Origin of the sequence: Tunturiibacter empetritectus (assembly GCF_014201375.1) — a bacterium.
Taxonomy (GTDB): Bacteria; Acidobacteriota; Terriglobia; order Terriglobales; family Acidobacteriaceae; genus Edaphobacter; species Edaphobacter lichenicola_D.
In genome coordinates this window covers 222,234-247,222 of the sequence record NZ_JACHDZ010000002.1, presented here as the reverse complement: position 1 = coordinate 247,222, position 24,989 = coordinate 222,234, and the positions used below count along the sequence as shown (strand labels likewise).

The 24,989-nt window shown below is 59.4% G+C and carries 20 protein-coding genes; 11 read left to right on the top strand and 9 right to left on the bottom strand.

Going from position 1 to position 24,989, the window contains the following annotated elements; translation table 11 throughout:
• Window positions 1-14: 14 nt before the first annotated feature.
• Together HDF10_RS07045 and HDF10_RS07040 are read right to left on the bottom strand one after the other, a co-directional pair.
• Window positions 15-2,081 (bottom strand): FUSC family protein, encoded by a 2,067-nt coding sequence (locus tag HDF10_RS07045; RefSeq protein WP_183811939.1) that lies wholly within the window; start codon window positions 2,079-2,081, stop codon window positions 15-17.
• Window positions 2,082-2,188: 107 nt separating this feature from the next.
• A complete protein-coding gene (locus HDF10_RS07040; RefSeq protein ID WP_183811937.1) occupies window positions 2,189-2,362 on the bottom strand; it encodes a hypothetical protein in 174 nt (57 codons plus the stop codon).
• Window positions 2,363-2,684: 322 nt separating this feature from the next.
• Here HDF10_RS07040 and HDF10_RS07035 point away from each other — a divergent pair, with 322 nt between their 5' ends.
• From HDF10_RS07035 to HDF10_RS06985, 11 genes are all read left to right on the top strand, one after another.
• A complete protein-coding gene (locus HDF10_RS07035) occupies window positions 2,685-3,557 on the top strand; it encodes a CPBP family intramembrane glutamic endopeptidase (protein ID WP_183811935.1) in 873 nt (290 codons plus the stop codon).
• A gap of 205 nt (window positions 3,558-3,762) precedes the next feature.
• Window positions 3,763-4,968 carry a DUF2252 family protein gene (locus HDF10_RS07030; RefSeq protein ID WP_183811933.1) on the top strand — a complete coding sequence of 402 codons (1,206 nt, stop codon included), beginning with the start codon at window positions 3,763-3,765 and terminating at the stop codon, window positions 4,966-4,968.
• Window positions 4,969-5,412: 444 nt separating this feature from the next.
• Window positions 5,413-6,297 (top strand): carboxylating nicotinate-nucleotide diphosphorylase, encoded by an 885-nt coding sequence (nadC, locus tag HDF10_RS07025; RefSeq protein ID WP_183811931.1) that lies wholly within the window; start codon window positions 5,413-5,415, stop codon window positions 6,295-6,297.
• A 7-nt stretch (window positions 6,298-6,304) separates the two neighbouring features.
• Window positions 6,305-7,123 (top strand): biotin--[acetyl-CoA-carboxylase] ligase, encoded by an 819-nt coding sequence (locus HDF10_RS07020; protein ID WP_183811929.1) that lies wholly within the window; start codon window positions 6,305-6,307, stop codon window positions 7,121-7,123.
• A 26-nt stretch (window positions 7,124-7,149) separates the two neighbouring features.
• Entirely contained in the window at window positions 7,150-7,965 is an 816-nt protein-coding gene (locus HDF10_RS07015) for a type III pantothenate kinase (protein ID WP_183811927.1), read from the top strand.
• Window positions 7,966-8,020: 55 nt separating this feature from the next.
• Window positions 8,021-8,737 (top strand): hypothetical protein, encoded by a 717-nt coding sequence (locus HDF10_RS07010; protein ID WP_183811925.1) that lies wholly within the window; start codon window positions 8,021-8,023, stop codon window positions 8,735-8,737.
• The gene (gene rlmD / locus HDF10_RS07005; RefSeq protein ID WP_183811922.1) at window positions 8,734-10,026 is read left to right on the top strand and encodes a 23S rRNA (uracil(1939)-C(5))-methyltransferase RlmD; all 1,293 of its coding nucleotides are present in this window, start codon (window positions 8,734-8,736) and stop codon (window positions 10,024-10,026) included. The genes HDF10_RS07010 and rlmD overlap by 4 nt, the downstream gene beginning before the upstream one ends.
• Before the next feature lie 32 nt (window positions 10,027-10,058).
• The gene (locus tag HDF10_RS07000; RefSeq protein ID WP_183811920.1) at window positions 10,059-12,902 is read left to right on the top strand and encodes a ComEC/Rec2 family competence protein; all 2,844 of its coding nucleotides are present in this window, start codon (window positions 10,059-10,061) and stop codon (window positions 12,900-12,902) included.
• 26 nt (window positions 12,903-12,928) lie between these two features.
• Window positions 12,929-13,204 (top strand): hypothetical protein, encoded by a 276-nt coding sequence (locus tag HDF10_RS06995; protein WP_179636536.1) that lies wholly within the window; start codon window positions 12,929-12,931, stop codon window positions 13,202-13,204.
• Between the two features lie 68 nt (window positions 13,205-13,272).
• Window positions 13,273-13,782: a GNAT family N-acetyltransferase gene (locus tag HDF10_RS06990; RefSeq protein ID WP_183811917.1), complete on the top strand. Its 510-nt coding sequence runs from the start codon at window positions 13,273-13,275 to the stop codon at window positions 13,780-13,782.
• A 107-nt stretch (window positions 13,783-13,889) separates the two neighbouring features.
• Entirely contained in the window at window positions 13,890-15,080 is a 1,191-nt protein-coding gene (locus HDF10_RS06985; protein ID WP_183811915.1) for an alpha-amylase family protein, read from the top strand.
• An 84-nt stretch (window positions 15,081-15,164) separates the two neighbouring features.
• Here HDF10_RS06985 and HDF10_RS06980 read toward each other — a convergent pair whose 3' ends face one another.
• The 7 genes from HDF10_RS06980 to pgl all read right to left on the bottom strand — a co-directional run bounded on the left by HDF10_RS06980 (window position 15,165) and on the right by pgl (window position 24,951).
• Complete coding sequence (locus tag HDF10_RS06980) at window positions 15,165-17,063, bottom strand: NHL repeat-containing protein (RefSeq protein ID WP_183811913.1); 1,899 nt, start codon at window positions 17,061-17,063, stop codon at window positions 15,165-15,167.
• Between the two features lie 46 nt (window positions 17,064-17,109).
• A complete protein-coding gene (xrtJ, locus tag HDF10_RS06975; RefSeq protein ID WP_183811911.1) occupies window positions 17,110-18,768 on the bottom strand; it encodes an exosortase J in 1,659 nt (552 codons plus the stop codon).
• A 61-nt stretch (window positions 18,769-18,829) separates the two neighbouring features.
• A complete protein-coding gene (locus tag HDF10_RS06970; RefSeq protein WP_179586392.1) occupies window positions 18,830-19,021 on the bottom strand; it encodes a PExPT-CTERM protein in 192 nt (63 codons plus the stop codon).
• A 258-nt stretch (window positions 19,022-19,279) separates the two neighbouring features.
• Window positions 19,280-21,979, bottom strand: coding sequence for a M1 family metallopeptidase (locus HDF10_RS06965; RefSeq protein ID WP_221271533.1), 2,700 nt, complete (start codon window positions 21,977-21,979; stop codon window positions 19,280-19,282).
• A 56-nt stretch (window positions 21,980-22,035) separates the two neighbouring features.
• Entirely contained in the window at window positions 22,036-22,866 is an 831-nt protein-coding gene (locus HDF10_RS06960) for a methyltransferase domain-containing protein (RefSeq protein ID WP_260177709.1), read from the bottom strand.
• 240 nt (window positions 22,867-23,106) lie between these two features.
• Complete coding sequence (gene glk, locus HDF10_RS06955; RefSeq protein ID WP_183811909.1) at window positions 23,107-24,153, bottom strand: glucokinase; 1,047 nt, start codon at window positions 24,151-24,153, stop codon at window positions 23,107-23,109.
• Window positions 24,154-24,951 carry a 6-phosphogluconolactonase gene (pgl, locus tag HDF10_RS06950; RefSeq protein WP_183811907.1) on the bottom strand — a complete coding sequence of 266 codons (798 nt, stop codon included), beginning with the start codon at window positions 24,949-24,951 and terminating at the stop codon, window positions 24,154-24,156.
• Window positions 24,952-24,989: the final 38 nt, after the last annotated feature.

The window sequence follows — 24,989 nt, the reverse complement described above, 5'->3', positions numbered from 1 at the left end:
TCGGTGCTCGATAGTCAGGGCTCGGTTCGGAGTTGGGTGACGAACTTCTGAAGTTCTTCGAAACGCGCGATCGCGTTCTGGACGTACTCGCCGTAGCGCGGATGTGTGAGAAGGGAGCCGTCGATCAGAGCCGCGGGCTCGATCCTCGCTAAGTACGTCTTACGAACCACCGACTGAGCCATCGCGTCCATACCATTGGCGAGGATGGAGCGCATTTTTATCAGCCCAGGCTCGGCGAGGAAGTCGCGATCCTGCTCCCTGTGCAGGACGGCGTACCCGTTCCAAAAGAAAGCGACGGCGGTCAGCGAGGCGCGGAGAATGATGTCGCCTGCGTGTTGGTGTTGGATACGGTCGATGCCGAACTCGTACTCGATGGTGTCATTCATCGTGCGGATGCTCGCGACGGTCTTGCCGACCAGATCGCGGAAGCTGTCAGCCGGCCCGAGGAATTCGGCGGTGGTACGTGCAGCCGTGGACCCGCGGAGGAGCACGCCGACGCCGCGAAGGATGGTAGCAAGGGAGCTTCGCATCGCCGTCACGTTACGGACCGGCCAGATCAGGTCGAAGACAAACGCCATGATCACCAGCGCCAGCAGAATGCCGACGAGGCGGTCGCGCGGAGGGGCAAGCTGGGTAGGAGCGGAGAAGCCCGCGAAGACCACCAGGTCAAAAGAGAAGGCGGTCTGCACCCCAACGAAGTTGAATTGGCGTCCGCCGACCAACCAGGCGGAGAAGAAGGTAACTACTGTGACGAGGAGGACCAGCGAAGTGATCGAGTCCATGAGGGGGAAGAGAAAGACGGTCGCGCCAAGGGCGAAGATGAGGCCCCCGATTACGGAGCCGGCAAGGCGGAAGATAAGGCGCTGCTTGATGGCCCCGCTGGTGCCGAGCCCGGTGATGAACACGGTGATGATGGACGTGGAGATGCCTGGCCACCCGACGGCCAGAGAGATGATGTAGCAGAGCGTGGCGCAGAGGCTGATCTTGAGAGCAAAGGCGATAGTCTGAGGCTGCCAAAGAGCTCCCGGAATCAGGAAGGGAACCTTGCGCGAAGGCAGGGCGATAAGCTTCTTGCTGGCGGCCAGGTCGCCCTTCATTGGCATGGAGATGATGTCGTGCAGCACGAGTTCGACGCGATCGAGCAGCGTAGGCTCTCGCCCCACAGCGTGTTCCTCCGCCAACGGCTGCCGCAGGTCCGGTGGAACAGTGTCGAGTGCAAGATTGTGGCAGAGGTTCGCGATGTGAGCGCAACGGCGGCGAAGGGCGGGGTCGGACAGAGTGGGGTACTGCAAACCGAAGCCAGCCGAAACATCCAGAAGCTGCGCCTGCATCGTGATCCGTACGCTCACACCGATGGGGAGCACGCCGGGGTCGAGGTTGCGCTCAACGATGATGTTATACAGCCGCTGCATGGCGTACTGGCCCGCAACGGCGAGACGTGAGACCTGCATGACAGCCGGGGAGAGTTGCGCGGCATCCGCTCCCTGGCCGTAAAGCGAGAACATCGTTTCGAGCGCCTGGTAGCGCGTGATGCGCTCCTTCTGAAGTTCCGCGGCTGCATTGCGGCGGCCAAAGGCGTATTCGACCAGGACGACAGAGCCTACAGACAGCGAGGTAGCGCCGAGCAGGTAGAGCATCTCCTTGACCAGCGGGCCAGCAGGGGTATGGGTCTCCCAGGGTAACGTGAGTATGGCGAAGACGAGGCCGAAGATCACAGCCAACCCAGGGGCGGTACTCGACATGAGGAACATCCCGGTCAGAAAACACGCGACAACGATACCAAGCACACGCGCCATCGGATCGTTGTCAGTGACGATAACCACAGCGAGCACCGCGGCAATTGCCACCGTCGCAGCGAGCAGTGTGAGGATAGCGGAGCGAAAGGAGACGGCCGGAGAATCACGGCCGATGAGAAAGACCAGGAATATGCCAAGCCCGGCGAAGGGCATGCGCAGCGTCATCACAAGAAGCAGCACAATGACCGAAGCGAGGACGATACGCAGGGCACTGTTCCAGCGGCCGGGCGTGGGTTGAAGGTCCTGCCAGATGCGCGCGGTCCAGGTGGACAGATTCGTAGCCATAGCCGGTTACCTCAGGACCGTGACCGAGGGTCTCGCCAATGTCTTTCTTCTGTGGGAGCGATACGAATCATGAGTAGTGGTTTTCATGAGGTGCTACCAAAGGACATCTACCGTTGATTGAGATGGAATCCACCCTTCATATTACTGAGGTCTTGTTCAACTGTCCTCCCATCACCCCAGACGGTGGCTGGCTTGGCAGTACGAGAAGGGACGCCCACCCCCTCAGCGGAGAACCCCTCATACGCGCTAACCGCCGCAATCGACGCCATGCGAGGCAACATGCTCCAGGCATCAACCTCCCACAACTCATCGTCCCACTAGCCATCCTCTTAGCGTGGCTCGTAATCCCTTCGCCATCTCGCTCCGAATCTTCCGCTGGCGCGCTAGTTATCGCGGGGACGAAAATGGTGGGGAAACCGGCGGTGAGTCCGATTCGAGTCCGGCACGAGAAGCTGTCGAAAACCGCGTTTTGCGGGAATAACGTCGTCACTTCCGAGAAGCCGACTTATGAGGCCTGACTTCACGAAATAGCGACGTAGAGGTCGTAAGCTAGAATTCCGACAACGGCCTTGACTTGTGAGCGTATCTACGAGGAGAGCGTTTATGAGAGTCCCGCAAGAGCGACCGTTATCGATCTTCCTGTTTTTTCTTGGTGTCCTTAGCGGATGCACCTACGCCCTCGACGTTCACAGCCATCGCTTAACGTCGACACTCGCGCAGTTCATTGTGTGGTGTCCTGGCGCCGCTGCACTGTGCACCTGCCTGCTGCTCCGCATCCCTCTCGGAACCCTGGGCTGGAGTTGGCCGGCACGACGCTTTCTCAGGCTCGCGTATTTTCTGCCGCTGCTCTACGCCACGCCGGTGTACCTGCTCACCTGGCTGGTCGTTCGCGGCTCCTTCACCCTCAAGAGCTTCGAAGCCTCGATGGTAGAGCCCTATGGATTGGCCCGCTGGCCCGCCTTCGGGACGTTTGGCGTGGCGCTGCCGCTGTTGTTTACCGTCGGCGTTGTCTTCGAAGCGGTGTGGTCGCTCGGCGAGGAACTCGGATGGCGCGGGTTCCTGTTTCCCCGGCTGCAGCAGCGGTTCGGCTTCCACGGCGCCTGCCTGATCTCAGGGTTGATCTGGGCCGTGTGGCACTTTCCGGAACTCCTCTGGACCGACTTCAGGCCGGACACAAAGCCCATCTTCTTCCTCGCCTGCTTCACGATCATGGTGACCGCGAACGCCTACCTCATGGGCTACCTTAGACTGCGCTCGGGCAGCCTCTGGCCCTGTGTTCTTCTACACGCCACCCACAACACGTTTATTCAGAGCCTATTTGATCCGCTGACGGCTCCTGTCGGTTGGGCAAAGTACATCACCACAGAATTCGGGGTTGGGTTAGCGGTCACCGTCGTCGTAGCAGCAACGGTCCTCGTTTCGCGTAGCCGTCTACGTGAAGGCTTTTCCCCTGCCGCGACAGATGAGCCACGATAGTTAAAGGGATCAGTCCTGAGAAACGCCGTTTCGTTTATTAATTCAGCCTAACGCGTTATCGCTAATCAGCAGTTGCCGAAAAGTCGGCTCTTCCAGCAAGTTGAGCCGTTCCCATCAAACTGACCCACTATAGAAAACTTCCAGCCAGCGCATATGTCGGCCCCGAGACGCACAACTAATGTGAATTTTCTGCTAATACTGGTAGATGCGGAAAAAAGTAGTTGAGATCAAACCTGCCGATCGCCAAGCCATACTCGAAGAACGCCGCCGCCTGAAGATGGCGCGCTCCGCCCACGCCTATGTCCGTGGAAACACACTCCAATTCTACGAGTGGCTCAAAGCCGACTCCGCCCGCAAGCTCCCCCAGGGCCCTCCCGTCTGGATCTGCGGCGACTGCCACGTAGGCAACCTCGGCCCCGTCGCCAACTCCGAAGGCAAAGTCGAGATCGAGATCCGTGACCTCGACCAGACCGTCATCGGCAACCCCGCACACGATCTCATCCGCCTCGGCCTCTCGCTTGCCACCGCCGCCCGCGGCTCCGACCTTCCCGGCGTCACCACCGCCCTCATGATGGAGCAGATGGTCCAGGGATACCGCAGCGCCCTGATCCCACAACGCGTGAAGAAGATCAAGAAGGACCCAGAAAACCTGCGCCCCGTCGAAACCGTGCTTCATCAGGCGGTAAATCGCGAGTGGCGCCATTTGGCACAGGAACGCATTGAGGACGTCAAACCCACCATCCCCCTTGGCGACCGCTTCTGGACACTCTCCGACGAGGAGAAGGAAGAGATCAAAAAGCTCTTCAAGAACGAAGACGTGCGAAAGCTCGTCACCTCGCTCAAACATCGCGAAAACGACGCGAAGATCCGCGTGCTCGACGCCGCCTATTGGATGAAGGGCTGCAGCTCCCTCGGCCGCCTTCGCTACGCCGCCCTGCTCGGCGTAGGCCCAAAGAAAGATAAGGAATACTGCCTCGTCGACATCAAAGAAGCCGTTCGAGCCGCCGCACCCGCAGCGAAGAACGCCGACATGCCCAAAGACTTCGCCCGGCGAGTCGTCACCGGAGCCTCCAACCTCTCCCCCTATCTCGGCGAACGAATGCTGGCGGCAAAGTTCCTCGCCCGCCCCGTCGTCCTGCGCGAACTCATGCCCCAGGACCTCAAGTTAGAGATCGACCGTCTCACCCGCGAAGAAGCCGTCAACGCTGCAAGCTATCTCGCCTGCATCGTCGGCAAAGCCCACGCCCGCCAGATGGACACACCCACCCGCAAACGCTGGGCCGCCGAGCTAACCAAAAACCGCTCAAAGACCCTCAACGCCCCAGGCTGGATGTGGACCAGCATCGTCGAACTCATCGCCAGCCACGAAACCGCCTACCTCGAGCACTGCCGCCTCTACGCCACGGCCTAGGTGAGGGAGAATGGCCTTGCAGGCAGCCCGCTACGCGCGGTGCGGTCACTTCGTGACGTGCATACCCCTTCGGTTGGCGCTCCCGTTGGTCGCGATGAAATATCAGCCGACCATCGGGAGGCCTGCGGCGTAGGCGGTATACACTCCACGAAGTGGACGCCGCCCGCGCAGGGCATTAGCGCGCACAAAATCCTCCTCCTCTCCCAACCAAAGATTTTCCACAGAAAAATCTCTAAAAGTTGGCGTACTTTCTGCCTCCCCAAAACACGCGTCCAAAACACCACGTTTCACCATCCATCCACCACGATCTCACCAGCGAAATACCACGCCAAAACACCCACTTTTCCCAAACCCCCCCGCGAAAACAGCCCAAAAACAGCAAAAAACTCCCCGCCACCACGCTCAAAATCTTTCCTGCAAAATCAAGAGGTTTAGGATTAGAGAATGGACTGGAAGAGCAAACGGATTCGCACCATCCTTGAAGCTGCCCTGGCTGAAGACAAAGTCGCCAACGACGTCACCACCGCTCTCACCATCCCGCCCAATCTCCGTGCCTCCGGCACCATCATCGCCAAGCAGGCCTGCGTCGTCTCCGGACTAGGCTGCATCCCCGTATTTCTCGATATCTTCGCAAAGATGTCCCCAGCCTCCGTCGGCCGATTCGAAGTCATCAGCCACCCCGAGATCTTCGACGGCGTAAGCGTGAAGAAGGGCCAAACCCTCGCCGTTATTCGTCATAACGCCGCAGCCATCCTCTCCTGCGAACGTGTCATCCTCAACCTCATGCAGCGCATGAGCGGCATCGCCACGCTGACCAACGAGTTCGTAAGATCAGTCGCCGGCACCAAGACAAAAGTCCTCGACACCCGCAAGACCATACCCGGCCTGCGCGTTCTCGATAAGTACGCCGTCTGCTGCGGCGGCGGCGTCAATCATCGCCTCGACCTACAGGACGGAATCCTCATCAAGAACAATCATATCTCGCTCGGCGGAGGCCTTCCGACAGTGCTCGAGCGCGCCCTCGAAGGCCGCAAGACAGGCCAGGTTGTACAGGTCGAAGCTCGCAGCCAGGCAGAACTTGATCAAGCCATCGCTGGCGGAGCAGAGTCCATCCTGCTCGACAACATGACTCCCTCGCAGGTAAAGAAAGCGGTCAAGCAGATCCGCGCCACCCTGCCCAACGTCCCAGTTGAAGCCTCCGGCAACATGAACCTGAAGACGGTGCGAGCCTACGCCTTGGCCGGTGTGGACTTCGTCTCCGTCGGCGCACTCACACACTCAGCCGCCGCAGTCGACCTGAGCATGCGCATCACAGCCGACATCTACTGAGGACAGAGTGGCTGATTCGTTCGATCTACCCACTGTCGTAGCTGCGCTCGCCAGCACAGCCTTCGCAGCCCATTTGCAACACCTCCCAACCGTTGGGTCCACCAACCTGCTGGCGTTAGAAGCCGCACAGGCAGGCGCATCGCATGGCAGCGTATGGGTCGCCGATGAGCAAACCGCCGGGCGAGGCCGTGGCGGCCACGTCTGGCACTCCATACCCGGCGACGGGCTCTACCTTAGCGTCCTCCTGCGCCCGCAAATACCCTTAGTCGACGCACTCTGGCTATCCCTCGCAACTGGCCTTGCCGCGCAAGCAGCCATCGCCGCCGTAACCGGCCTTAGACCCGATATCCGTTGGCCCAACGATCTTCTTCTTCTTGAAAAAAAATGCGGCGGCATCCTGGTCGAAACCTCGTCGATCCCCTCACGGTCGGACACCCCGACGATGCTTCGGTACGCCGTCATCGGGATCGGCATCAACGTAAACCACGCCGACTTCCCTGCCGAAATTGAACCCTTCGCCACCTCGCTGCGTCGCGAAAGCCGAAGCCCGTATCTACGCGAACACATACTGATCGAACTCCTGCGCGCTCTCGATCGAGAGATCCACCTTTTCGAAGACGAGCTACGCGGAGCCTCCACTCGCCCCAAGCTGCTAGAGAGATTCGAGGTCGCCTCAAGCTGGGTACGAGGTAAACGCGTTCGAGTCGACGAGGACGGCGGATATACTGGCGTGACAACGGGGCTCGATCCCCGCGGCTTTTTGCGTATAGCAGGAGACGATGGAGAGCTGCATACCGTACTCTCCGGCGGAGTTCGTCCGTTCTAGACAGAATAGGGTGGGAGACTCGAACAATGCTACTGGCAATGGATGTAGGCAACACCAACACGGTCATCGGGCTCTACCGGCTGGCCAACGAAACGCAGGCGACGGGGCCGGAGTTGGTGGCAAACTGGCGCATCACAACACCCTCGTCGAAACTGACCAGCGATGAGTTCGGCATTCTCCTGCGCAATCTGTTCAGCCTGAAGGGCCTGGAGATTGGAGTCGTCGACGGCATCGCAATCTCATCGGTAGTACCCCCATTGGACTCAACCCTGCGTCAGGTCTGCGAGTTGTACTTTCATGTGAGGCCTGTCTTCGTCGAACCTGGCGTGAAGACCGGCATTCCCGTCTTGACCGATAACCCCGCTGAACTCGGCGCCGACAGAATCGTCAACTGCATCGCAGCCTTCGAGCGCTTCGGAGGGCCCTGCATCGTAGTGGATATGGGAACCGCAACAACCTTTGACGTGCTCTCAAAGAAAGGGGAGTTTCTAGGTGGCGCGATCGCCCCAGGACTAGGTATCTCGGCCGATGCCCTGTTCTCGCGTGCGGCCCGGCTGCCGCGAATCGACATCAAAAAACCCGCGAAGGTCATCGGAACTGGAACCGTCGACAACATCCAGATCGGTCTCTACTACGGCTACATCGGGCTCGTCGACGGCATCCTCGAACGCATGATCGCCGAGATGGGACCGGAGACAAAAACCGTCGCCACCGGCGGCCTCGCGAAGCTCATTGCCGGCGGATCGAAGTACATCGGGGCCGTGGATGAATTGCTGACCCTGACCGGACTGCGCCTCATCTATGAGCGCAATCTCGATCGGCACAAAAAGCGCGGGACCTAACCACGAAGCACGTTTAGGCACGCTCGTCCGCGCTGGCTTAAGCTGTAGAGAGCCGATGCAGAACTACTTCAACTACTTCACGGAGATCGAGGAACGCTTTCAGCAGCGCCGCGGCTCGCTCCTGATGCTCTCTACCCTGGACTGGGCGCTGATCGAGACATGGCGGGAGGCCGGCGTGCCTTTGGAGGCGGTGTTACGTGGAATCGACAATGCCTTCGACAAGCACGATGCAAAGGCTCTTCGCGCCACGACAAGAACGCGCAAGGTAAACGGCCTGGCGTGGTGCGCGCAGAGCGTGATGGAGGCGGTGGAGCAGGCGATGGAAGCCTCTATCGGTGCTGCTCCCACCGCTTCGACCCAGGCAGCAGAGAGCGGCTTCGAGACCGAACGTGTCGGACGGTATCTCGATTCGAACGCTACGGCCATCGAGTCGGCAAAGCTGACTCCACCGGCAGAAGCGATGGTCGCCGAAGTCGCAGTGAGGCTGCGAGCCTTGGCCGCCGGCCTGCGCGTTGAACCCGTGCACTCACTTGAAGAGTTGGACCGAACCCTCAGCGTGCTCGAAGAGAAGATGTTTGCCGCTTTGATGACGGCCGCGCCTGAAGAGGAGTTGGTCGCCTTACGCGAACAGGCAGCTCGCGAACTAGCTCCTTATCGCGGCAAGATGCAGGCTGTCCAGATCAAACAGGTGCAGCAACAGTTTCTCCAGAAGCGATTGTTGGAAGCACGCAAACTGCCTCGCCTCAGCCTCTTTTATATGAGCCACGGATGAAGTTACAAATTGAAAAAACGATCTATGGGGGAGCCGGCCTTGCTCATCAGGCCGATGGCGAGTCTGTCTTTGTACCCTTCGTTTTACCGGGCGAGTTGGCCGAAGTCCAGATCCAGCAACACAAAAAAAACTTTCAAGAAGCCTCTCTGCTGCAGGTGCTGAAGAATTCAGAAGACCGCGTCCAGCCAGCGTGTCCACACTTTGGAGAGTGCGGCGGATGCCACTATCAGCACGCCCAATATCCCGCGCAGGTGAAGATGAAAGCATCTATCCTGCAGGAGACGCTCGAACGTGCTGGGTTGAGCGCGCTGCCCGAGATTCAGAGTCATACCGCAGCTCCCTGGGCTTATAGAAATCGTGTGCGTCTGCGGCTCGAAGAGGTCGACTCCATCCTGAGAGCTGGCTACAACCGGCGTGGCACCAATGAGTTTCTCGCGATTCACGAGTGCCCCATCACCGCGCCGTTGTTGTGGCGCGCGTCCCAAAGCCTTTTGCAAGTGGCCACAGAGAAGACTGCCCTAGGGCGCTGGCTAGGCAACGCTATCGAAGCGGAGTTTTTTACAACAGCCGACGAAAAAAAACTTCAGATGACTATCTTCCTCCGGAAAGATCAACCTGGCCTCGCCCCATTGTGCGAACGCATGAAACAACTCGTGCCAGAGCTCACGGGAGCTGGCACCTCTCTCCTCAAGCCCGCAGGGCCACAGCGACAGATACAGAAGCCGCGTCCTTTGGAGAGTTGGGGAGCACAAGGCCTGAGTTATCAGGCAGGAACCGAAGACTATTGGGTGAGCCGCGGCGCCTTCTTCCAGGTCAACCGCTTTCTCATCGAGGAACTTGTCCGGATCGTCGCAACAAATCGCCAGGGACAACTGGCATGGGATCTATACGCAGGGGTGGGATTATTTTCTCGAGCGCTGGCGAAGACGTTTCAGCAGGTCGTAGCAGTCGAAGCCGCCGCCACCGATCTGATCAGCTCCTTCAAAGGAGGGGGAAAGCGTGCCGTCGAAGCCACCACCGTTGAATTCCTCCGTCAGGCAGTGGTGCAACGGGAACGCCCTCAGTTGATCGTCGTTGACCCTCCGCGGGCCGGTGTCGGAGCAGAGGTTTGCGTACTCCTCGCGCGTGTTTCGGCCCCCGAGATCGTCTACGTCTCCTGCGATCCCGTGACGCTGGCTCGAGACCTGAAGATGCTGGTAGATAGGGGCTACAAGCTCAAAGAGCTGCACCTGGTGGACCTGTTTCCTCATACGTTTCACCTTGAGACGATCGTGGTTTTGCGCAGATAAACTTGGTCACGTTGTGGTGAAATGGTTGGTAAGTGCGGTCCGCATGCAGAGCATCGAAGACCGGAAACACCAACGAGCCGAACCCCGATCTCTGGCCGAAGGCAGTCGCACGCGTTTCTGAGCTCGAGTTCCGTCGCGCTCCTCTCCTGACGGCGGTCTGCTGGTTTGCTCTCGGCGAAGCAATGGCGCGGAATCACGCACCAACTGTCATCGTCCTCCTTGCCATCTCACTCTTATGCGGCCTGACGCTGGCTAGCCTGCGATGGTCTTTCCGGATCGCAATCGTCCCTCTAGCCACCGTTTGGATAGCGCTTGGCCTCTTCTGCGCAGAGGTGCAGCCCGCTCCATCTACTCAACACGCTCTGAAAACGTACGCAGATGGGCTGAGCCGGCAAGTGAGAGGGCGCGTCGTCCGGGTTCGCGAGTTAGCTCCTCTCCAGGAGAACTCCGATCAGGATAAGGAAGCAGGTTGGTGGCCGGAGAAAGAGGCTGAGGAGGAGGCAGCAGCTGTAGGCACACTCTCAGTCGATATTCAAGTCGATGCAGTGGAGGAGGTAACCCCGGACGTAGCGTGGATGGCGCCTGTGAAAGGTGGCGTGCGCATGAATATCGTTCCCGACAAGCTCGGAAAAAGCGCCTCTGCGACAGATCTCGCCCTATCTGCCAGTCAGCCTCTTCCAACCCTGAAGTGTGGTGACCTGGTGCAGGCTCCCATGCGAATGAAGGTAGCCGAATACTACCGCGATCCTGGCGCGTGGCAATACTCCGACTACCTGCTTGCACAGGGAATCGGCACTCATGCCAGCGTCCGTACCTCGAAGGTCTCCGTACTCGACGAAGCCACATCGAAGCTTGCGGCGAAGTCCGATCGTGCAGCTCAGTGGCAGTGCAAAATCTTCGCAGCACAAAGCTGGGCTTCGGGTCGCGTGCTTGGCTATGTGCGCTCGAAGGCGAATCGAGGACTTCCAAAGATCCTGCGGCTCAGCGCGGACGACGCCGGAATGCTCAACGCAATGCTGTTTGGCGACCGCGCCGGCCTGAACAAAACGCAGCGTGTAGGCTTCGAGCGCACAGGGTCATTCCATCTCTTTGTGGTCTCGGGAATGCACGTTGGCCTGCTCGCTGGCCTTGTCTTCTGGCTGGCTCGCCGGCTCAAAATGCACGATTGGCTCGCAACGTCGCTTACCATCGCCTTGACCTTCGGCTACGCGCTGCTTACCGGCTTTGGCGCTCCTGTGCAACGAGCGCTCTTCATGACGACGGTCTTTCTCATGGCACGTCTTTTGAGTCGGGATCGGAACGTACTCAACGCTTTGGGCGCAGCTGCACTGGCTGTACTCGTGCTGTCTCCTAGCGCATTGTTCGAAGCCAGCTTCCAGATGACGTTTCTCGCAATCGTCGCGATCGGCGGCATCGCAATTCCATTGGGAGAGCGCAGCTTTCTGCCGTATGCGAACGCCGCGGAGAACCTATGGGACAAGTGGATCGACACCAGCTTGCCCCCTCAAGTGGCGCAGTTTCGGCTGATGCTGCGGATGATGAGCGTGGCCATTGCCAAGGTGCTCGGCCAATGGTCCAGCGAGTTGTTGCCCGCATTGATTCGTTGCAGTCTCTGGGCGTTGGAGTTGTCGTTGATAGGCGTAGTGGCCGAGATGGTGATGGTCCTCCCGATGGCAGTCTACTTTCACCGCGCAACCATGTTCGCCGTCCCAACCAACATGTTGAGCGTACCGCTTGTCGCCATCCTCGCTCCGACAGCAGTCGTTACATTTTGTGCCTCCCTGGTCAGTCCCTGGTTAGCATTGCTCCCGGGCGCTCTGACGGCTCTGTTGCTCCACGGAGTCAGGGGAGTGATAGGCCATGTCAGCGCAGTTCATGCAGCCGATCTGCGCGTCCCCGCTCCGGAGTGGTGGGTCGCTGCCCTCGCAATCATTGCATGGGCCTTCTCCTGCTGGGCCGTGCGACGATCGCGCAGCTGGGCCTGGGCTGCGATCGTCGCACTGCCGCTGGTCGCCTTGATCGTGCTGTGGCCGGAACGCTCAATCGTCTCGCCCGGCATGATGGAGGTGACAGCGATCGACGTTGGACAGGGCGACTCCATCTTCATCGTCAGTCCTGACGGAGCAACGATGCTGATCGATGCCGGCGGTCCCGTCGGCGCAGTCACCGAAGCTGCAGAAGCCACAAGCCGCTTCGACGTGGGCGAAGAGGTCGTCTCGCCGTATCTCTGGTCACGCAGATTTCGTCGGCTCGACGTGCTGGCCCTGAGCCATGCCCACAGCGACCACATGGGCGGAATGCCCGCGGTCCTTCGCAACTTTCGACCCCGCGAACTATGGGTCAGCATCGATCCCAACTCCGATGCCTACCGTTCGCTGCTGGACGAGACAAGAGATCTTGGAGTCACCGTACGTCATTTTTACGCCGGAACCCAGCTTGCCTGGGGAGGAACCCAAATAACGATGCTTGCCCCCGAGGCCGGTTACGTCAACCCGCGAGAGCCCATCAACAACGATTCGCTCGTGATGCGGATGCAATACGGTGACGCGTCCGTGTTGCTGGAAGGCGATGCCGAAGCCCCCAGCGAGCGCGAGATGCTCTCGCATGGAAGAGTCGCACCCGTCACCCTCCTTAAGATCGGTCACCACGGCAGCCGCACCTCGACCACCCAGGAGTTCTTCAATGCGGCCGCCCCAAAAGATGCGGTTGTGTCGGTCGGCAAGGGGAATACATTTGGTCACCCCCGCTACGAAGTGATCGAACGAATTGCGGACGCTCGCACTAAGCTGTATCGAACGGATGAGTTTGGCTTGACCACATTCCTGCTGGGACGGGATGGAAAGATCCGGGAGCTTGTCGATGCGTCTAATCCATAAGTAGCTGACTTGATCGGGAGGTTTCGATGGAGTTGAATGGGCCAAATGCTGAAGCTGTCGTGATCAGCGCGGAAGAGCGGGCAGAAGAACAGAAACTGATCCGCAGAATGCAGATGATGATGAACATGGTGATGCAGGTCATCGCGCAGGACGGGTCGCTGACGGTGGACGAGGCAGCCCAGATGATCGCAGACAGCAGAAGGGCTGCTTTAGCTATGTTCCCCGGAAAAGAGTTAGCCTACGACCTCATCTGGCGTCCTCGCTTCCAACGACTCATGCGCGAACGTTTTCGCATCATGTAGCTTCGGTTACCCAGCGTTCTACCGCAGCAGAAAACCCGCATCGCCGCTCCTGTTACGCTGAGAAGACGATGCAGATCCGGCTGGCAACACAACATGATCTTCCAGCACTGATGAGCCTCGTCCGTCGCGTCGTTCCGCTGATGCGCGCGACAGGCAATCTCCAGTGGGACGAAACGTACCCAAATGACGCAGTCTTTCAACGTGACATCGACCTGAACCAACTCTGGATCGCCGAAGTGAACGGCAGCATCGCCGGCGTCGCTGCAATCACCATGGATCAAGAGCCTGACTACTCCCAGGTTGGATGGGATATTGATGAACCTGCAATCGTAGTGCACCGTCTGGCGGTCGATCCCGCATTCCGCGGACAGGGAGCGGCCGGTGCGCTCATGCAGAAAGCTGAAGACGTTGCGACCGAACGCGGCATCACCGCCCTCCGCGTCGACACCAACACCAACAACGAAGCGACACAGCGGCTCTTTCCGAAGCTGGGCTACCTGCTCGCCGGAGAGATCAGTCTCGAGTTCAGGCCGGGACTGCGTTTTCTCTGCTACGAGAAACGGCTATCCCCCAGCTAATCCGCGTCTTATCAACCCGAGCCAGGCGATGGAGTCCAAGCAAAGGTTAGAATTTCGTGAAGCTCGCAGAAGGTATCGCGCCGGCTTCGAAGAGGAGTGCATCTGCAATGGGGAGAAGTCGATTCTTTGTAAAAATCTGTTTGGTAATGCTGACGGTCGTCATGGTATCGACCTTTGGGCGAGCTCTGGACAACGGCCTCGCGAAGACGCCGCCCATGGGCTGGAACAGCTGGAACAAGTTCGGCTGCAAGGGGCTTAACGAGAAGGTCGTGCGCGAGACCGCGGACACCATGGTGAGCAGCGGCATGAAGGACGCGGGCTATCAGTTCGTCATCCTCGACGACTGCTGGCAGACCGGCCGCGACGCCTCAGGCAATATCGTCGCCGACGCCGAGCGCTTCCCCTCCGGCATCAAGGCGCTGGCCGACTACGTTCACTCGAAGGGCCTGAAGTTCGGCATCTACACCGACGTCGGCACCATGACCTGCGCCAAGCGTCCCGGCAGCATCGGTCACGAGTACCAGGACGCAAATCAGTATGCGAACTGGGGCGTCGACTATCTCAAAGAAGACTGGTGCAACACCCTCCCCGGACAGAACAGCGAGTCCTCCTACACTCTGATGCGCAACGCGCTCGCCGACTCCGGACGGCCGATCGTCTTCAGCATCTGCGAGTGGGGATCGACCAAGCCGTGGCTGTGGGCAGGATCGATCGGAAACCTGTGGCGCGCAACCGGCGACATTCAAGACTGTTGGGACTGCAAGAAAGACTGGGGCGGCAACGGCGTGACTCAGATCATCGACCAGATGAGCGGATTGGAGACCTACGCCGGGCCCGGCCACTGGAATGATCCTGACATGCTAGAGGTAGGCAATGGCGGCATGACCAAGGAGGAGTATCGCGCCCACTTCAGCATGTGGGCGATGTTCTCCGCGCCCCTGCTGGCGGGCAACGACATCTCCAGCATGACGCCCGACACCAAAGAGATCCTGCTGAATAAAGAAGTCATCGCGATCGATCAGGACCCACTCGGACACCAGGCACGCAGAGTCAAGAAGACAGGTGACCTCGAGATCTGGTCGAAGCAACTGCAGGATGGAGGCCGCGCCGTCGCACTGCTCAACCGCAGCCCCTCAGCCGCGAAGATATCCGTAGCATGGACCGACATCGGCTATCCCGACTCCCTGTCTGCCTCGGTAAGGAATCTCTGGACCGCAAGCAATCTCGGTAAACAGAGCGGAAGCTACTCCGCCGACGTGCCCAGCCACGGCGTAGTCATGCTTACGATCAAACCGTAGCTACAAATCAACCGCAAAAAGAAGAGCCTACCGCTTGCATAGTTCATGGCGGTAGCCTCAATTTTTGCGGGCCCAGGCACTACGCTAAGGCGTCTGTGGTGGCCCCAGCACAGGAGTCTTCACAGGCGTCGCCAGCCCAACGATCTCCGTGAGCGTACCGTTGTTGAAGTCCGTCACCCACAGATTGCCACTGGCATCAACCACAATCGCATAGGCCTCAATGAACCCGGCATCCGACGCATAACCTGCGGTCGGAGACAAAATCGCGCCGGGTGAAGCGGCAGCCGAACCCGCCAGCTCCGTTATGGTGTGACTATGCAGGTTTGCGACCCACACATGACCCGACCCATCGATTGCGATCCCTTGCGGAGCGAGGATGCTAGCCTTGTTATCGCTATAGCCGCTCGAGACCAGAGTTCCATCGTTCGCAAGCTCAGTGATGCTGTTACCTATCTGATTCGCGACCCATACGTGGCCGCGTTGATCAACCGCAATACCGTCCGGGCCGCCGACACTCGGGAAGCTGGTAATGTGGCTCCCATCAGCGGAGACCTTGCTAACGGTATCGTTGCCAAAGTTAGCCACCCACCCGTAATGATTGGAATCGATAGCGACCGCAAGCGGAAAACTGAACTGCAGCGACTGATATCCGTTTGTGCCCGAGAGCGGTTGACCGGCGCTTGAAAGCAGAGTGACCCGAGAGTTTCCATAGTCCGGAATCCACACCGTCCCATTCGGATCGATCGCGATCGCCGTCGGATAACTAATCCCACCGGCACTGTATCCCGTTGCGCCCGAGAGCACCTGGCCGCTCGAACTAAGCTCGGTCACGCTGCCAAAACCGCCATTGACCCCGGAACTCCCTCCATCCGGAATCCAGATATTTCCCTGCGGATCCACGGCAAGCGCATCCGAGGCGATAAGTCCGCCGCCCGTAATGCCAGCCGAAAAGAGTGGAGTGCCCGTCGTCGAAAACTCAGACGCAACGCCCGAGTAGGTCGAAACCCAAAGATTGCCGGCAGCGTCCACGCCCAGACCGGACGGCGACTTACTATCGAGTGGCACCCCATCGCCGATACCCCCGCCATGGTAGCTGATGTACAGAGTCCAGTCCGCCGGCACCGCAGAGAGTACCGGTGAAAACGGCGCGCCGCTGACCGGAAGCTGCGCAAACAGTGTGGCAACATTACTCCCTGGATTGCGCACAATATTCAGAACCGCATCTAGCGTATTGGTTGGAGCCGTCCCGCCATTCGGCGTAGTCGCGGAGAAGAGCGCGCCGCACCCTGACGCCGTGGCCGTGCAGTTATTGAGAAGGTCAGCAACCATATTGATCTTCTTTACCGCCACCGTAGAGTCTCCGGTAGAGGGAAAAGCCGTCCCCGGCGCGGACCCCTTTGTGAGGTTCACGAGATTCGCCACCGTGGCCACAGCATTGGCCAATCCCTGGGCATTGGTCGAACTCGCCCCAAGATTGCCCTCGGTGCCAAAGAACTGGGCGAGCCCCCAGGCAGTAACCGCCGTCGTCACCTCGTTAACCACAAACTGAGCTCCCGCCGTAATCTGATTGCATCCGCCGAGCGCGCTCGCAAGGGTAATCGCAGAGTTGTTGGGAGCGCCTCCGACCTGTCCACCGCGAGCCACGACGTAGATCTCCGAGGCGGCAGCGGGACAGGAATACCCGGCAGCCACGGAAAATGACCCGCTCGCATCGGTGGTTGGTGCGCTCGCAAGCAAAGACGTCGAGGCCGAGCCATTTCCGCCAGTTCCAGCCGCATAAAGCTGGACGGCCGCTCCGACAATCGGCAGAGAACCCGCCATCGCTTTTCCTGAAAAACTCACGCCAGGATTAGTGGGCGGTGGTGGTGGAGGAGGCGGGGGTGGTGGCGGCTGAGTCGGAGTCGAGCCGCCCCCGCATCCCGCAAGCGAGCAAGCCAGAATCCCGACCATCGCCGCGCTGAAAAGTCCCTGAAAGTTGCGCAAAAGTAATCTCACTGGATGGCCCAAAGTATCAAAAGCTGAATGCAGTTTACTGCCGGTAAGGCTTCGTGAGTCCGTCCAGATCCACCGAGCCAAGGAAGGAGCGAAGATCTGTCGTTAGCTGCCGTCGCGCCATCTCCACCGGCATCGTTGTGTCGATCGTCTCGACCTTCAGCAGGATCGGGATGGGGCGCTGGGCCTCCTGCGATAACAGCGACTGAGAGGTCGGCTTGCTGTAGACGAAGCCGAAGTGGGTACGGTCGCTCGAATACTCCCCGCACGAACCGCTATTGCAGATGGTCGTTGCCTCAAGATATTGCGTCGCGCCGTCGTTGAAGAAGGAGCCCGAAAAACCAATCGGTCCGTTCGCCGTGGGCATCGAGAGCTGGTCCCGCCAGATCGGATCCTCCCCACGCGCCGAGTGGCAGATCAGCGTATCGTGCGACCCCATCACCGGCGAAATCCCGATCGACACATGCGCTCCACCATCTGCCGGAGCGTACTCGGCCCAATGATAGATCAGCGGACCGGTGAAGAGATTCTCGTTCCAGGTACGCGCCAGGGTGTAGCCACCGATCCGCTCGGGGAACTGCCCAGGCGCGTTCTGATCGGCCTTTCTCTGAGCAGCGGCGCTACCGCTGTGCGTGCTCACATAGCCGCGCGCCACCCCATAGCAACTGATCAGCACCAGCGCAAGCATTCCGGCAAAACGGAGATAGAAAGATCGTCCCGCGACTGCGCCAACCGAAGAAGACGAATTCAGAGAAGGAGGCTTGATCTGGCCCGGCGACTCGCTCAGACGGCGGACAACGTGGAAAAGAAGAAAGGTGCCCAGAAGAAAGAGGCATGCCCCAATCACATAATCCCCCATCTCAGCCTTGCTCCGCAGAGTAGGGATGTGCAGCGCCACGATGTAATACAGAACCAGAATGCACAGCCGGGCAAAGTTGAAGACGTAGCCCAGCAGGACCGCACCGGCCACCACCGCAGCATGCGCATACCAGCGAAAGCGATACACGTAGCCCGCGATCAGCGCAATGAATCCCATAGTGACCGCGCCACGAATTCCATTGCATCCGGGAGCGATGAACATGCCGAACTCCGGGGTGAACATCAGTCGAAGCTGGTCCGGGCTCAGTGGCTGGCCCAAAGCAATCGCAAAAGCGCGAGCGACATGGGCCGAGGCGCGCTGCAACGGCAAATCGACAAATACATTAAAGATGTGAGGAATCGGATTGACAAACCACAGCAGGATAAGCGGAAACAGCGAAGCCCGGAAAAGCCGTCTCCCGCCAAACAGCAGGACCACCCCCGCGCCATACGCGAAGGCCACAAGCGAGTGAGGTGGAATGTAAATCGACCACTTCGGCGAGAACACGAACACCAGAACCGCCTGGTCCCGGATATGCACGACCACCGCCGTGACCACCAGAACGACCAGGCCCCACCAGCTGCCCTCCATCTCCCATCCAATTGAGCGCCATGCCCTTAGAACCAGCACAAAGCTGACCAGCGGAATGAACATCCCAATCGACTTGAGAGCATCCGTAGTCCAAAGATTCCAAAGAGCGCTCACGGTCGAAAAGATGGTCGATAGACCGAGCACCGCGACAATCGCCGCGAATCCTGCGGCCCGGGGCAGGCTTAGCCCCTCCGCCCCAGCCGATCGGAGTGGGCTGACTTCAGCGGTAGCAGGTAAAGTTGACATGCGGTCTTTGATCCAGGCCAGCGCACCAGGGGAGTATCAGGTGGCAAGTCCCAGGGGCGGCTTACTTGGAAGAGTTGCGACGAGCCTTGATGCGAGCGCGTACCGAAACGAAAAATGCACCTGCGGAGCCTACAACAGCGAGAATGGCTGTCGGATTCTCCGGAGAGTTCACGCAACCGTCTTGAGCGTGCAGCGGGAGGGCGACGGAAGAGAGGAGGGCGATGCCGGCGAGTAAGAAACAGGTTTTCTTCATTGGTGTCCTCAATTGGGAAGGTACCGTTACGAAAGTTGAAAGTCAACGCAGAATGACTTCCACTTCATAACACTTTTGGGTACCCTGATTATTTTTACCAGTTGTCCATAAAATCCCGCCCAGGGCACCACCGGTTCACCGCCCCGCCGCCGCAAAACGGACGCCCCTAAGGACTTGCCTCCTCTCTCCCCGCCCTGCAGAACCAAAGCTGCTATCTCCCCAACCTGCTAGGACTTAAGTTGTATGGACCCGTATTCGTCACCTGGCCTGAAGCTGAAGCCATGCATGCAGCTTCGGCTCTTGGACTGTCTGCAATTTAATGCAGTCGTTGATACTATCAACAGCCTTTGCCAGGGTCCGTTCCGCTGCCGCAACCTTATGCGTCGCGAAGAAGCTGCTTACCTGGTCCCTCTGTTCGACCGTGCAGAAGGCCCCGGTAGCCCCGACCACCTCAGCCCCGGATGACACCGTGAACTGAGCACTCAGCCTCTCCCAGTTCTGCCGCATGTACTCCCAGGCCTGATCGCGGGTTGCGCGCTCGCGCAGCAGCTCCACCAGCATCGCCCAGCTATCCTGATTTCGAACCTCTCCCGAGGCGATCAGATCGAGCGTGCGCCTTACCAGCGCAGGATCGCGAAACCGTGCCAGCAGCTGCAGCGCGTCGGTCTGCTCTCCCGGATCGCTGAAGTTCCTGCTCACTGCGAGCACCTTGTCGTAGAGCGCTGCATCGCCATTGGCCGCGCTCACCTGCACGGCCGCGTCCGCCAGCGCTGAATCAAGCGTCCTATCCTTTTCCTTGCCCACCGCAAAGACCCGGGCCGTCAGCAGCTGCGCCTCAGCCAGAACCGCGGTATCGTGCGCCTCGCCCAGCAGCTCGAACAGCGTCCCGCGAAGCTGCCGCCGGTCAAACGACTCCTTCTTCTCCGGGCTCCCCAGCGCCGAATACACCGGCCCAAACTGCCGTTGCAGCACTGCGGCCAGCGCAGCGCGATCCTCGTCACTGGCTATCTTCGAATCGATCTTCTGGATCTGCTGATGCGCCGTATCGAGCACAGCCGCACCGGAATCTTCCTTAAAGGTCATAATCAGATTTAGAAAATCCCCCACATCCGCCTGTCCCGACTGCACCAGCGCCCAGCGATCGCCCAGCAGCCCGATCCGCTCTGGCGGCGTCATCGAACTCTCCGCCCTGGCCGTAATCGCGCTGAGCTGCGTCGGAGTATAGGCCGTCCGGTAGTACCCCTTCGCCCCGGCATTGGCATAAAAGAACGGCATCCCGGCATCCATCGGCAGCGGCAGGCTCGAGTCCCCAGGCGTCAGCACCCGGCAGATCGGCTGGCCGTTCGTCGTCTTCAGGCAGACCGGCACAGTCCACTCCTGCACCCGCCCAGCGACCGGGCGGTTTGCCTCCTCAGCCGACAGGAAAAACCTGCTCTGCCTGACCGGAACGCTCCCTGCCTGCCTTTCAGAGAACGTCAGCAGCGGCACCCCAGGCTGCGTCACAAAGCTCGACATGATCTTATCCACCGGCAGGTGGGAGTTCGCCGTCTGCGCACTCCAGAAATCCTCCGCGGTCGCATTCGCATACAGATGCGCCTGCAGGTAGTTATGCACCCCCTGCCGAAAGGTCTCCTTCCCCAGATAGTTCTCCACCATTCCAATCACTGCCCCGGCCTTGCCATACGCAATCCCGTCAAACATCTCGTTGATCTCATCCGACGTAGTGGCCGTCGCACGTATCGTCCGCGTAGTCCGCTGAGCATCAAGATTCAGCGTCTCGTTCAGCCCCTGCGCGTCGTCTTGGTCGAAGTTCCACTCCGGATGCCACACGGCCGCCGGCTTGGTCTCCATCCACGTCGCAAACCCCTCATTCAGCCACAGATTGTCCCACCACTGCATCGTCACCATATCGCCGAACCACTGGTGTGCCATCTCATGCGCAACCACCGTAGCCACCCGCTTCTTTTCGGGAATATCGCCGGTCTTCTCATTCACCAGCAGGTCGGTCTCGCGATACGTAATGCAGCCGAAGTTCTCCATCGCGCCCGCTTCAAAGTCCGGCAGCGCGACCATATCCAGCTTTGGCATCGGATATTTAATCCCAAAGTACGTGTCGTAATAATGCAGAACGTACTTCGCCGACTCCAGCGCAAACCACGTCAGCTCCACCTTGTCCGGGGTCGAGCAGACGCGAATCGGCACCCCATCCGACTTGCCCTCCGTGCATTTGAAGTCCCCCACCAGAAACGCAACCAGGTAGGTCGACATCTTCGGCGTCGTCGCAAACCGAATCGTATGCTTGCCCGCTACCGGTCCCGCCTTATCCGAGATCATGTTCGAGTTCGAGATCGCCGTATCGCCGCTATCGACGACCACCGCAATGTCATACGTAGCCTTCAGCGCCGGCTCGTCAAAGCTGGGAAACGCGCGCCGCGCATCGGTAGGCTCAAACTGCGTCACCGCATAGTTCCGCGCCCTGGTCTTCGAAAGATAGAACCCCCGCAGCTTATCGTTGAGCACCCCCGTATACAGAATCGCCAGCGTCACCCTCCCCGCGGGCAGCTCCTCGGCAAAGCTAAACGTAGCCTGCTCCATCTCCCCGTCCAGCGTCACCGTCGCGGTCTGCGGATGCCGATCCGCCTCAACCGGGTTCAGCGGCCTCGGCTGCGATCCCAGCTTGCCGTACGAGTACGCGGCTACCGGCAGAACATAGGCCTTCACCTCGACAAACTTAAGCTCCGCCGCATTCAGCGTGATCCGCTTGCTGGGAGCATCCAGCACAACATCGATGGTCTCTTCCCCACTGAAGGTCGCCGCCTTCAAATCCGGCGTATCCGTCAGTCCATAGTGCTCCGGATGTACCCCGGCAGGCAGTCGCTGCGCCTGCACTCCGACGGTTGTGACAAGAAAGAGTACAAAGGCAGAGAAGACAGAAGCAGAGTTGCGAACGAAGATCAAAGAGGGCCTCGAAACCAAGGTATTGTGAAAAGGGGAGCGCCGTCGCGGAAATCTACTTACTTGACCCGTCCCACGCAAAGCCGCGCTGGACGGTGTTCCGTGATTGAGACGTTCCCCACGCCAATCTCGGCATCAGAGCACAGCCTCTGCCAGTCCTCCACCACGAAGCTGCGACGGATCGACACTGGCCCATCGTTCTTCACGAACCGGTGCCAGTTCGCAAACCTCGCCCACAACCGAAACAAGTGGTAAGGCACGGGCTTGCGGTGCAGATCGTCGATGAACCACCCAAGCCGCGCCGTCTGCTCCATCCAACGCAGAAACAGCACGATCTGCGCATTGGTCAGGTGGTGCGTTAACAAGGAACAGAGGACAACGTCGATGGGCCCCTGCGTGTGATCGGCCAGCGCATCCCCAACCAGCCACTCAATCTGCTGGCTCGGCGGCGTTGCCTCCTGCGCGGCGCGAATCGCATCCGGATTCAGATCGATGCCCGTCAGCGTCACCGCAACTCCCCGCCTGACTGCCCATCGATCGATCTTCCGCAGTGTATCTCCATAGCCGCACCCCACGTCCACCACGCGCAGCGGAGCCGCCGAGCGAGGATGCGCCACCACCAGATCTTCCAGCCAGCCCAGCGTAGGCCGCTGCGCAAATGTCAGCCGATTGACGCGGGCAATATCATGCAGACACGCGCGAAGCTCCTCATAAGGACACGGCAGATCCATCAATTCCACCAGATCCGCACGCTGTGTGAAGTCGAGCCCGCCCGCAAACGCCGGCGAAGGAAACGCCGATAGCGAAGCTACTGCACTGTCTTCGGAAGAACGGGCATCGAGAATTTCCTGCGACGAGATTTCGGGGGACGTAATAGAAGTGGTGGGCAAGATGGGTCGCGATCAGTATAACGGCTTGAGAGAAAACGGCTTGAGGGAAACCTTCCCCACAAAAAAAGAAGTCCTATATATAGAACTGATCCAGGACCCGAATATTCCCGGGATCAAGCTCTCTTCTCTGACTCAATCTTCTTCGCAAAGAAAGCACCTTCCAGAAATTTCATCCCCTGCATATTCTGTCAATCCCCCATGCGAAAGATCCCTCTTTACTGACATTTAAGGCAGGGCGCACTAGGATGCCTTAACCGAAGCCGCGCGCTCCGAGTATCCCGCGTTCTCCGACGCACGAGCCTCCGCATAAGCCGCAGCCCCCAGCAGGGCACAGGTATCGTCCAGGATCACGCGAACCGGCACTGACTCGACCATCGGCGACAACCGCCCCTTGTCGATGAAAGCCTGGGTAAAGGTGCCGTTCTTCAACGTCTTCAAAATCTTCGGAGCAATACCCCCGCCAAGATACATCCCACCCGTCGCAAGCACCTGCAGCGCAATATTGCCCGCCTCCGCCCCATAAGCCCCCGCGAAGATCTTCATCGTCTCGAAGCACAACGAGCTCGAACCGTCCTCAGCGCACTCCCCGATCACAGCGTTCGGATCCTCCGTCTGCATCCGGTCATGCAGCCACCCCGGCTCAGCAATCTTCTCCACATCACGCAGAAAGCCGTAGATGTTCTTGATGCCAAGACCCGAAACCACCCGCTCCCAGCTCACCCGCCCCTTCAAGGTAGAGCGCAGGTACTCCAGCAGCGCGATCTCGCGATTACTCCGCGCCGCAAAGTCGGCATGGCCGCCCTCAGACGCAATCGGGCGGTGCTTCTGCCCATCCCAGATCAGCAGCGCCTGGCCCAGCCCCGTACCCGCAGCCATCAGGCCCGCATGTCCGGTAGCCTCGAGGTCGCCCTCGTGCAGCGTAAAGATGCTCTCCGGCGCAAGCTCCGGAATGCCATAACCGTTCGCCTCAAGATCATTGATCAGAGAGATATGAGGAATTGAAAGAGACTTCACCAGATCGCGCGTATCCAGCGTCCACGGCAGGTTTGTCAGCTTCAGACGCCCATCGCGCACCGGCCCCGGACACCCGAAACAAGCCCCAAAAATATCCGCTCCCTGCGTCGCGTTGGTCCCGTCTCCAGCCAGAAACTTGTGAACCACATCGTCCAGGCTCGCAAACTCATGCGCCGGAAACTTCTGGTCGCGGATCGGGTGCAACCGCCCATTGGCGAAGTCGTACAGTGCAAGGTGAACCTTTGTTCCGCCAACGTCCCCAGCGAGAATCATCTATTTAAGCTCCAAAGTGCCGGTCGAATCCGAATTCACCGGTGCAGGCAGCTTAGCCGCTGCAGCCGAGTCGAGCAAGAGGGTCAGTTGTCCGCTGGCCGGACGAATCAGCTGCGAAGGGTAAGTCTCAGGCTGGTAGGTCCCAAGAAAAACATCATGCAGAACCTGCGCCTTTCCTGTGCCTTCGATCAGAAAGGCCACCTCCCGGCCCTGATTGATCACCGGCCACGTCAGGGTAATGCGCCACGTATCCTTCTGTGGAACGTGGTTTGGCACCACGATATGGCTCATCTCGTTCAATGCCTCGGTATGAGGAAACAGCGAGGCCGTATGCCCATCATCGCCCATCCCCAGCAACACCAAATCGAACGTAGGAGTCTCCGCGCCCTCAAGCTTGAACGTATTTCGAATCGTCGACTCATACCGCGCCGCAGCAACGTCAGGTGCGAGCTCCCCCTCCATCCGGTGCACCCGCTCCGCCGGCAACGGAACCTTCGAGAGCAGCGCCTCCTTGGTCATGCGGTAGTTCGACTCCGCATTGTCAGGCGGCACGCAGCGCTCATCCACCCAGTACAGGTCGAGCTTGTCCCACGGAACCTGCTTGAGAAACGGCTCCGCAGGGTCCGCCAGCAGGCCGAACATCGTCTTAGGCGTCGTGCCGCCGGAGATGGCGATACGAGCCAACCCGCGCGACTGAGCGGCCTTCCCCGCCGCCTCGGTAAAGAGCTGCGCACCGGCCCGAGCCGTGGCTGCTGGTGTTGGCGATACGCGATAGGTAATCGAAACTGGACGAGGCATAGGATCTCGCTACGAAGAATTTGAACTACTACAATCCG

Bases quoted from the DNA above. Each gene is read 5' to 3' on its own strand.
- HDF10_RS07030 (WP_183811933.1), top strand. From the start codon at position 3,763: ATGCGGAAAAAAGTAGTTGAGATCAAACCTGCCGATCGCCAAGCCATA.
- nadC (WP_183811931.1), top strand. From the start codon at position 5,413: ATGGACTGGAAGAGCAAACGGATTCGCACCATCCTTGAAGCTGCCCTG.
- HDF10_RS07040 (WP_183811937.1), bottom strand. From the start codon at position 2,362: ATGTTGCCTCGCATGGCGTCGATTGCGGCGGTTAGCGCGTATGAGGGG.
- rlmD (WP_183811922.1), top strand. From the start codon at position 8,734: ATGAAGTTACAAATTGAAAAAACGATCTATGGGGGAGCCGGCCTTGCT.
- HDF10_RS06995 (WP_179636536.1), top strand. From the start codon at position 12,929: ATGGAGTTGAATGGGCCAAATGCTGAAGCTGTCGTGATCAGCGCGGAA.
- pgl (WP_183811907.1), bottom strand. From the start codon at position 24,951: ATGCCTCGTCCAGTTTCGATTACCTATCGCGTATCGCCAACACCAGCA.
- HDF10_RS06970 (WP_179586392.1), bottom strand. From the start codon at position 19,021: ATGAAGAAAACCTGTTTCTTACTCGCCGGCATCGCCCTCCTCTCTTCC.
- glk (WP_183811909.1), bottom strand. From the start codon at position 24,153: ATGATTCTCGCTGGGGACGTTGGCGGAACAAAGGTTCACCTTGCACTG.
- HDF10_RS07015 (WP_183811927.1), top strand. From the start codon at position 7,150: ATGCTACTGGCAATGGATGTAGGCAACACCAACACGGTCATCGGGCTC.
- HDF10_RS07010 (WP_183811925.1), top strand. From the start codon at position 8,021: ATGCAGAACTACTTCAACTACTTCACGGAGATCGAGGAACGCTTTCAG.
- HDF10_RS06985 (WP_183811915.1), top strand. From the start codon at position 13,890: ATGGGGAGAAGTCGATTCTTTGTAAAAATCTGTTTGGTAATGCTGACG.
- HDF10_RS07035 (WP_183811935.1), top strand. From the start codon at position 2,685: ATGAGAGTCCCGCAAGAGCGACCGTTATCGATCTTCCTGTTTTTTCTT.
- xrtJ (WP_183811911.1), bottom strand. From the start codon at position 18,768: ATGTCAACTTTACCTGCTACCGCTGAAGTCAGCCCACTCCGATCGGCT.
- HDF10_RS07045 (WP_183811939.1), bottom strand. From the start codon at position 2,081: ATGGCTACGAATCTGTCCACCTGGACCGCGCGCATCTGGCAGGACCTT.
- HDF10_RS06990 (WP_183811917.1), top strand. From the start codon at position 13,273: ATGCAGATCCGGCTGGCAACACAACATGATCTTCCAGCACTGATGAGC.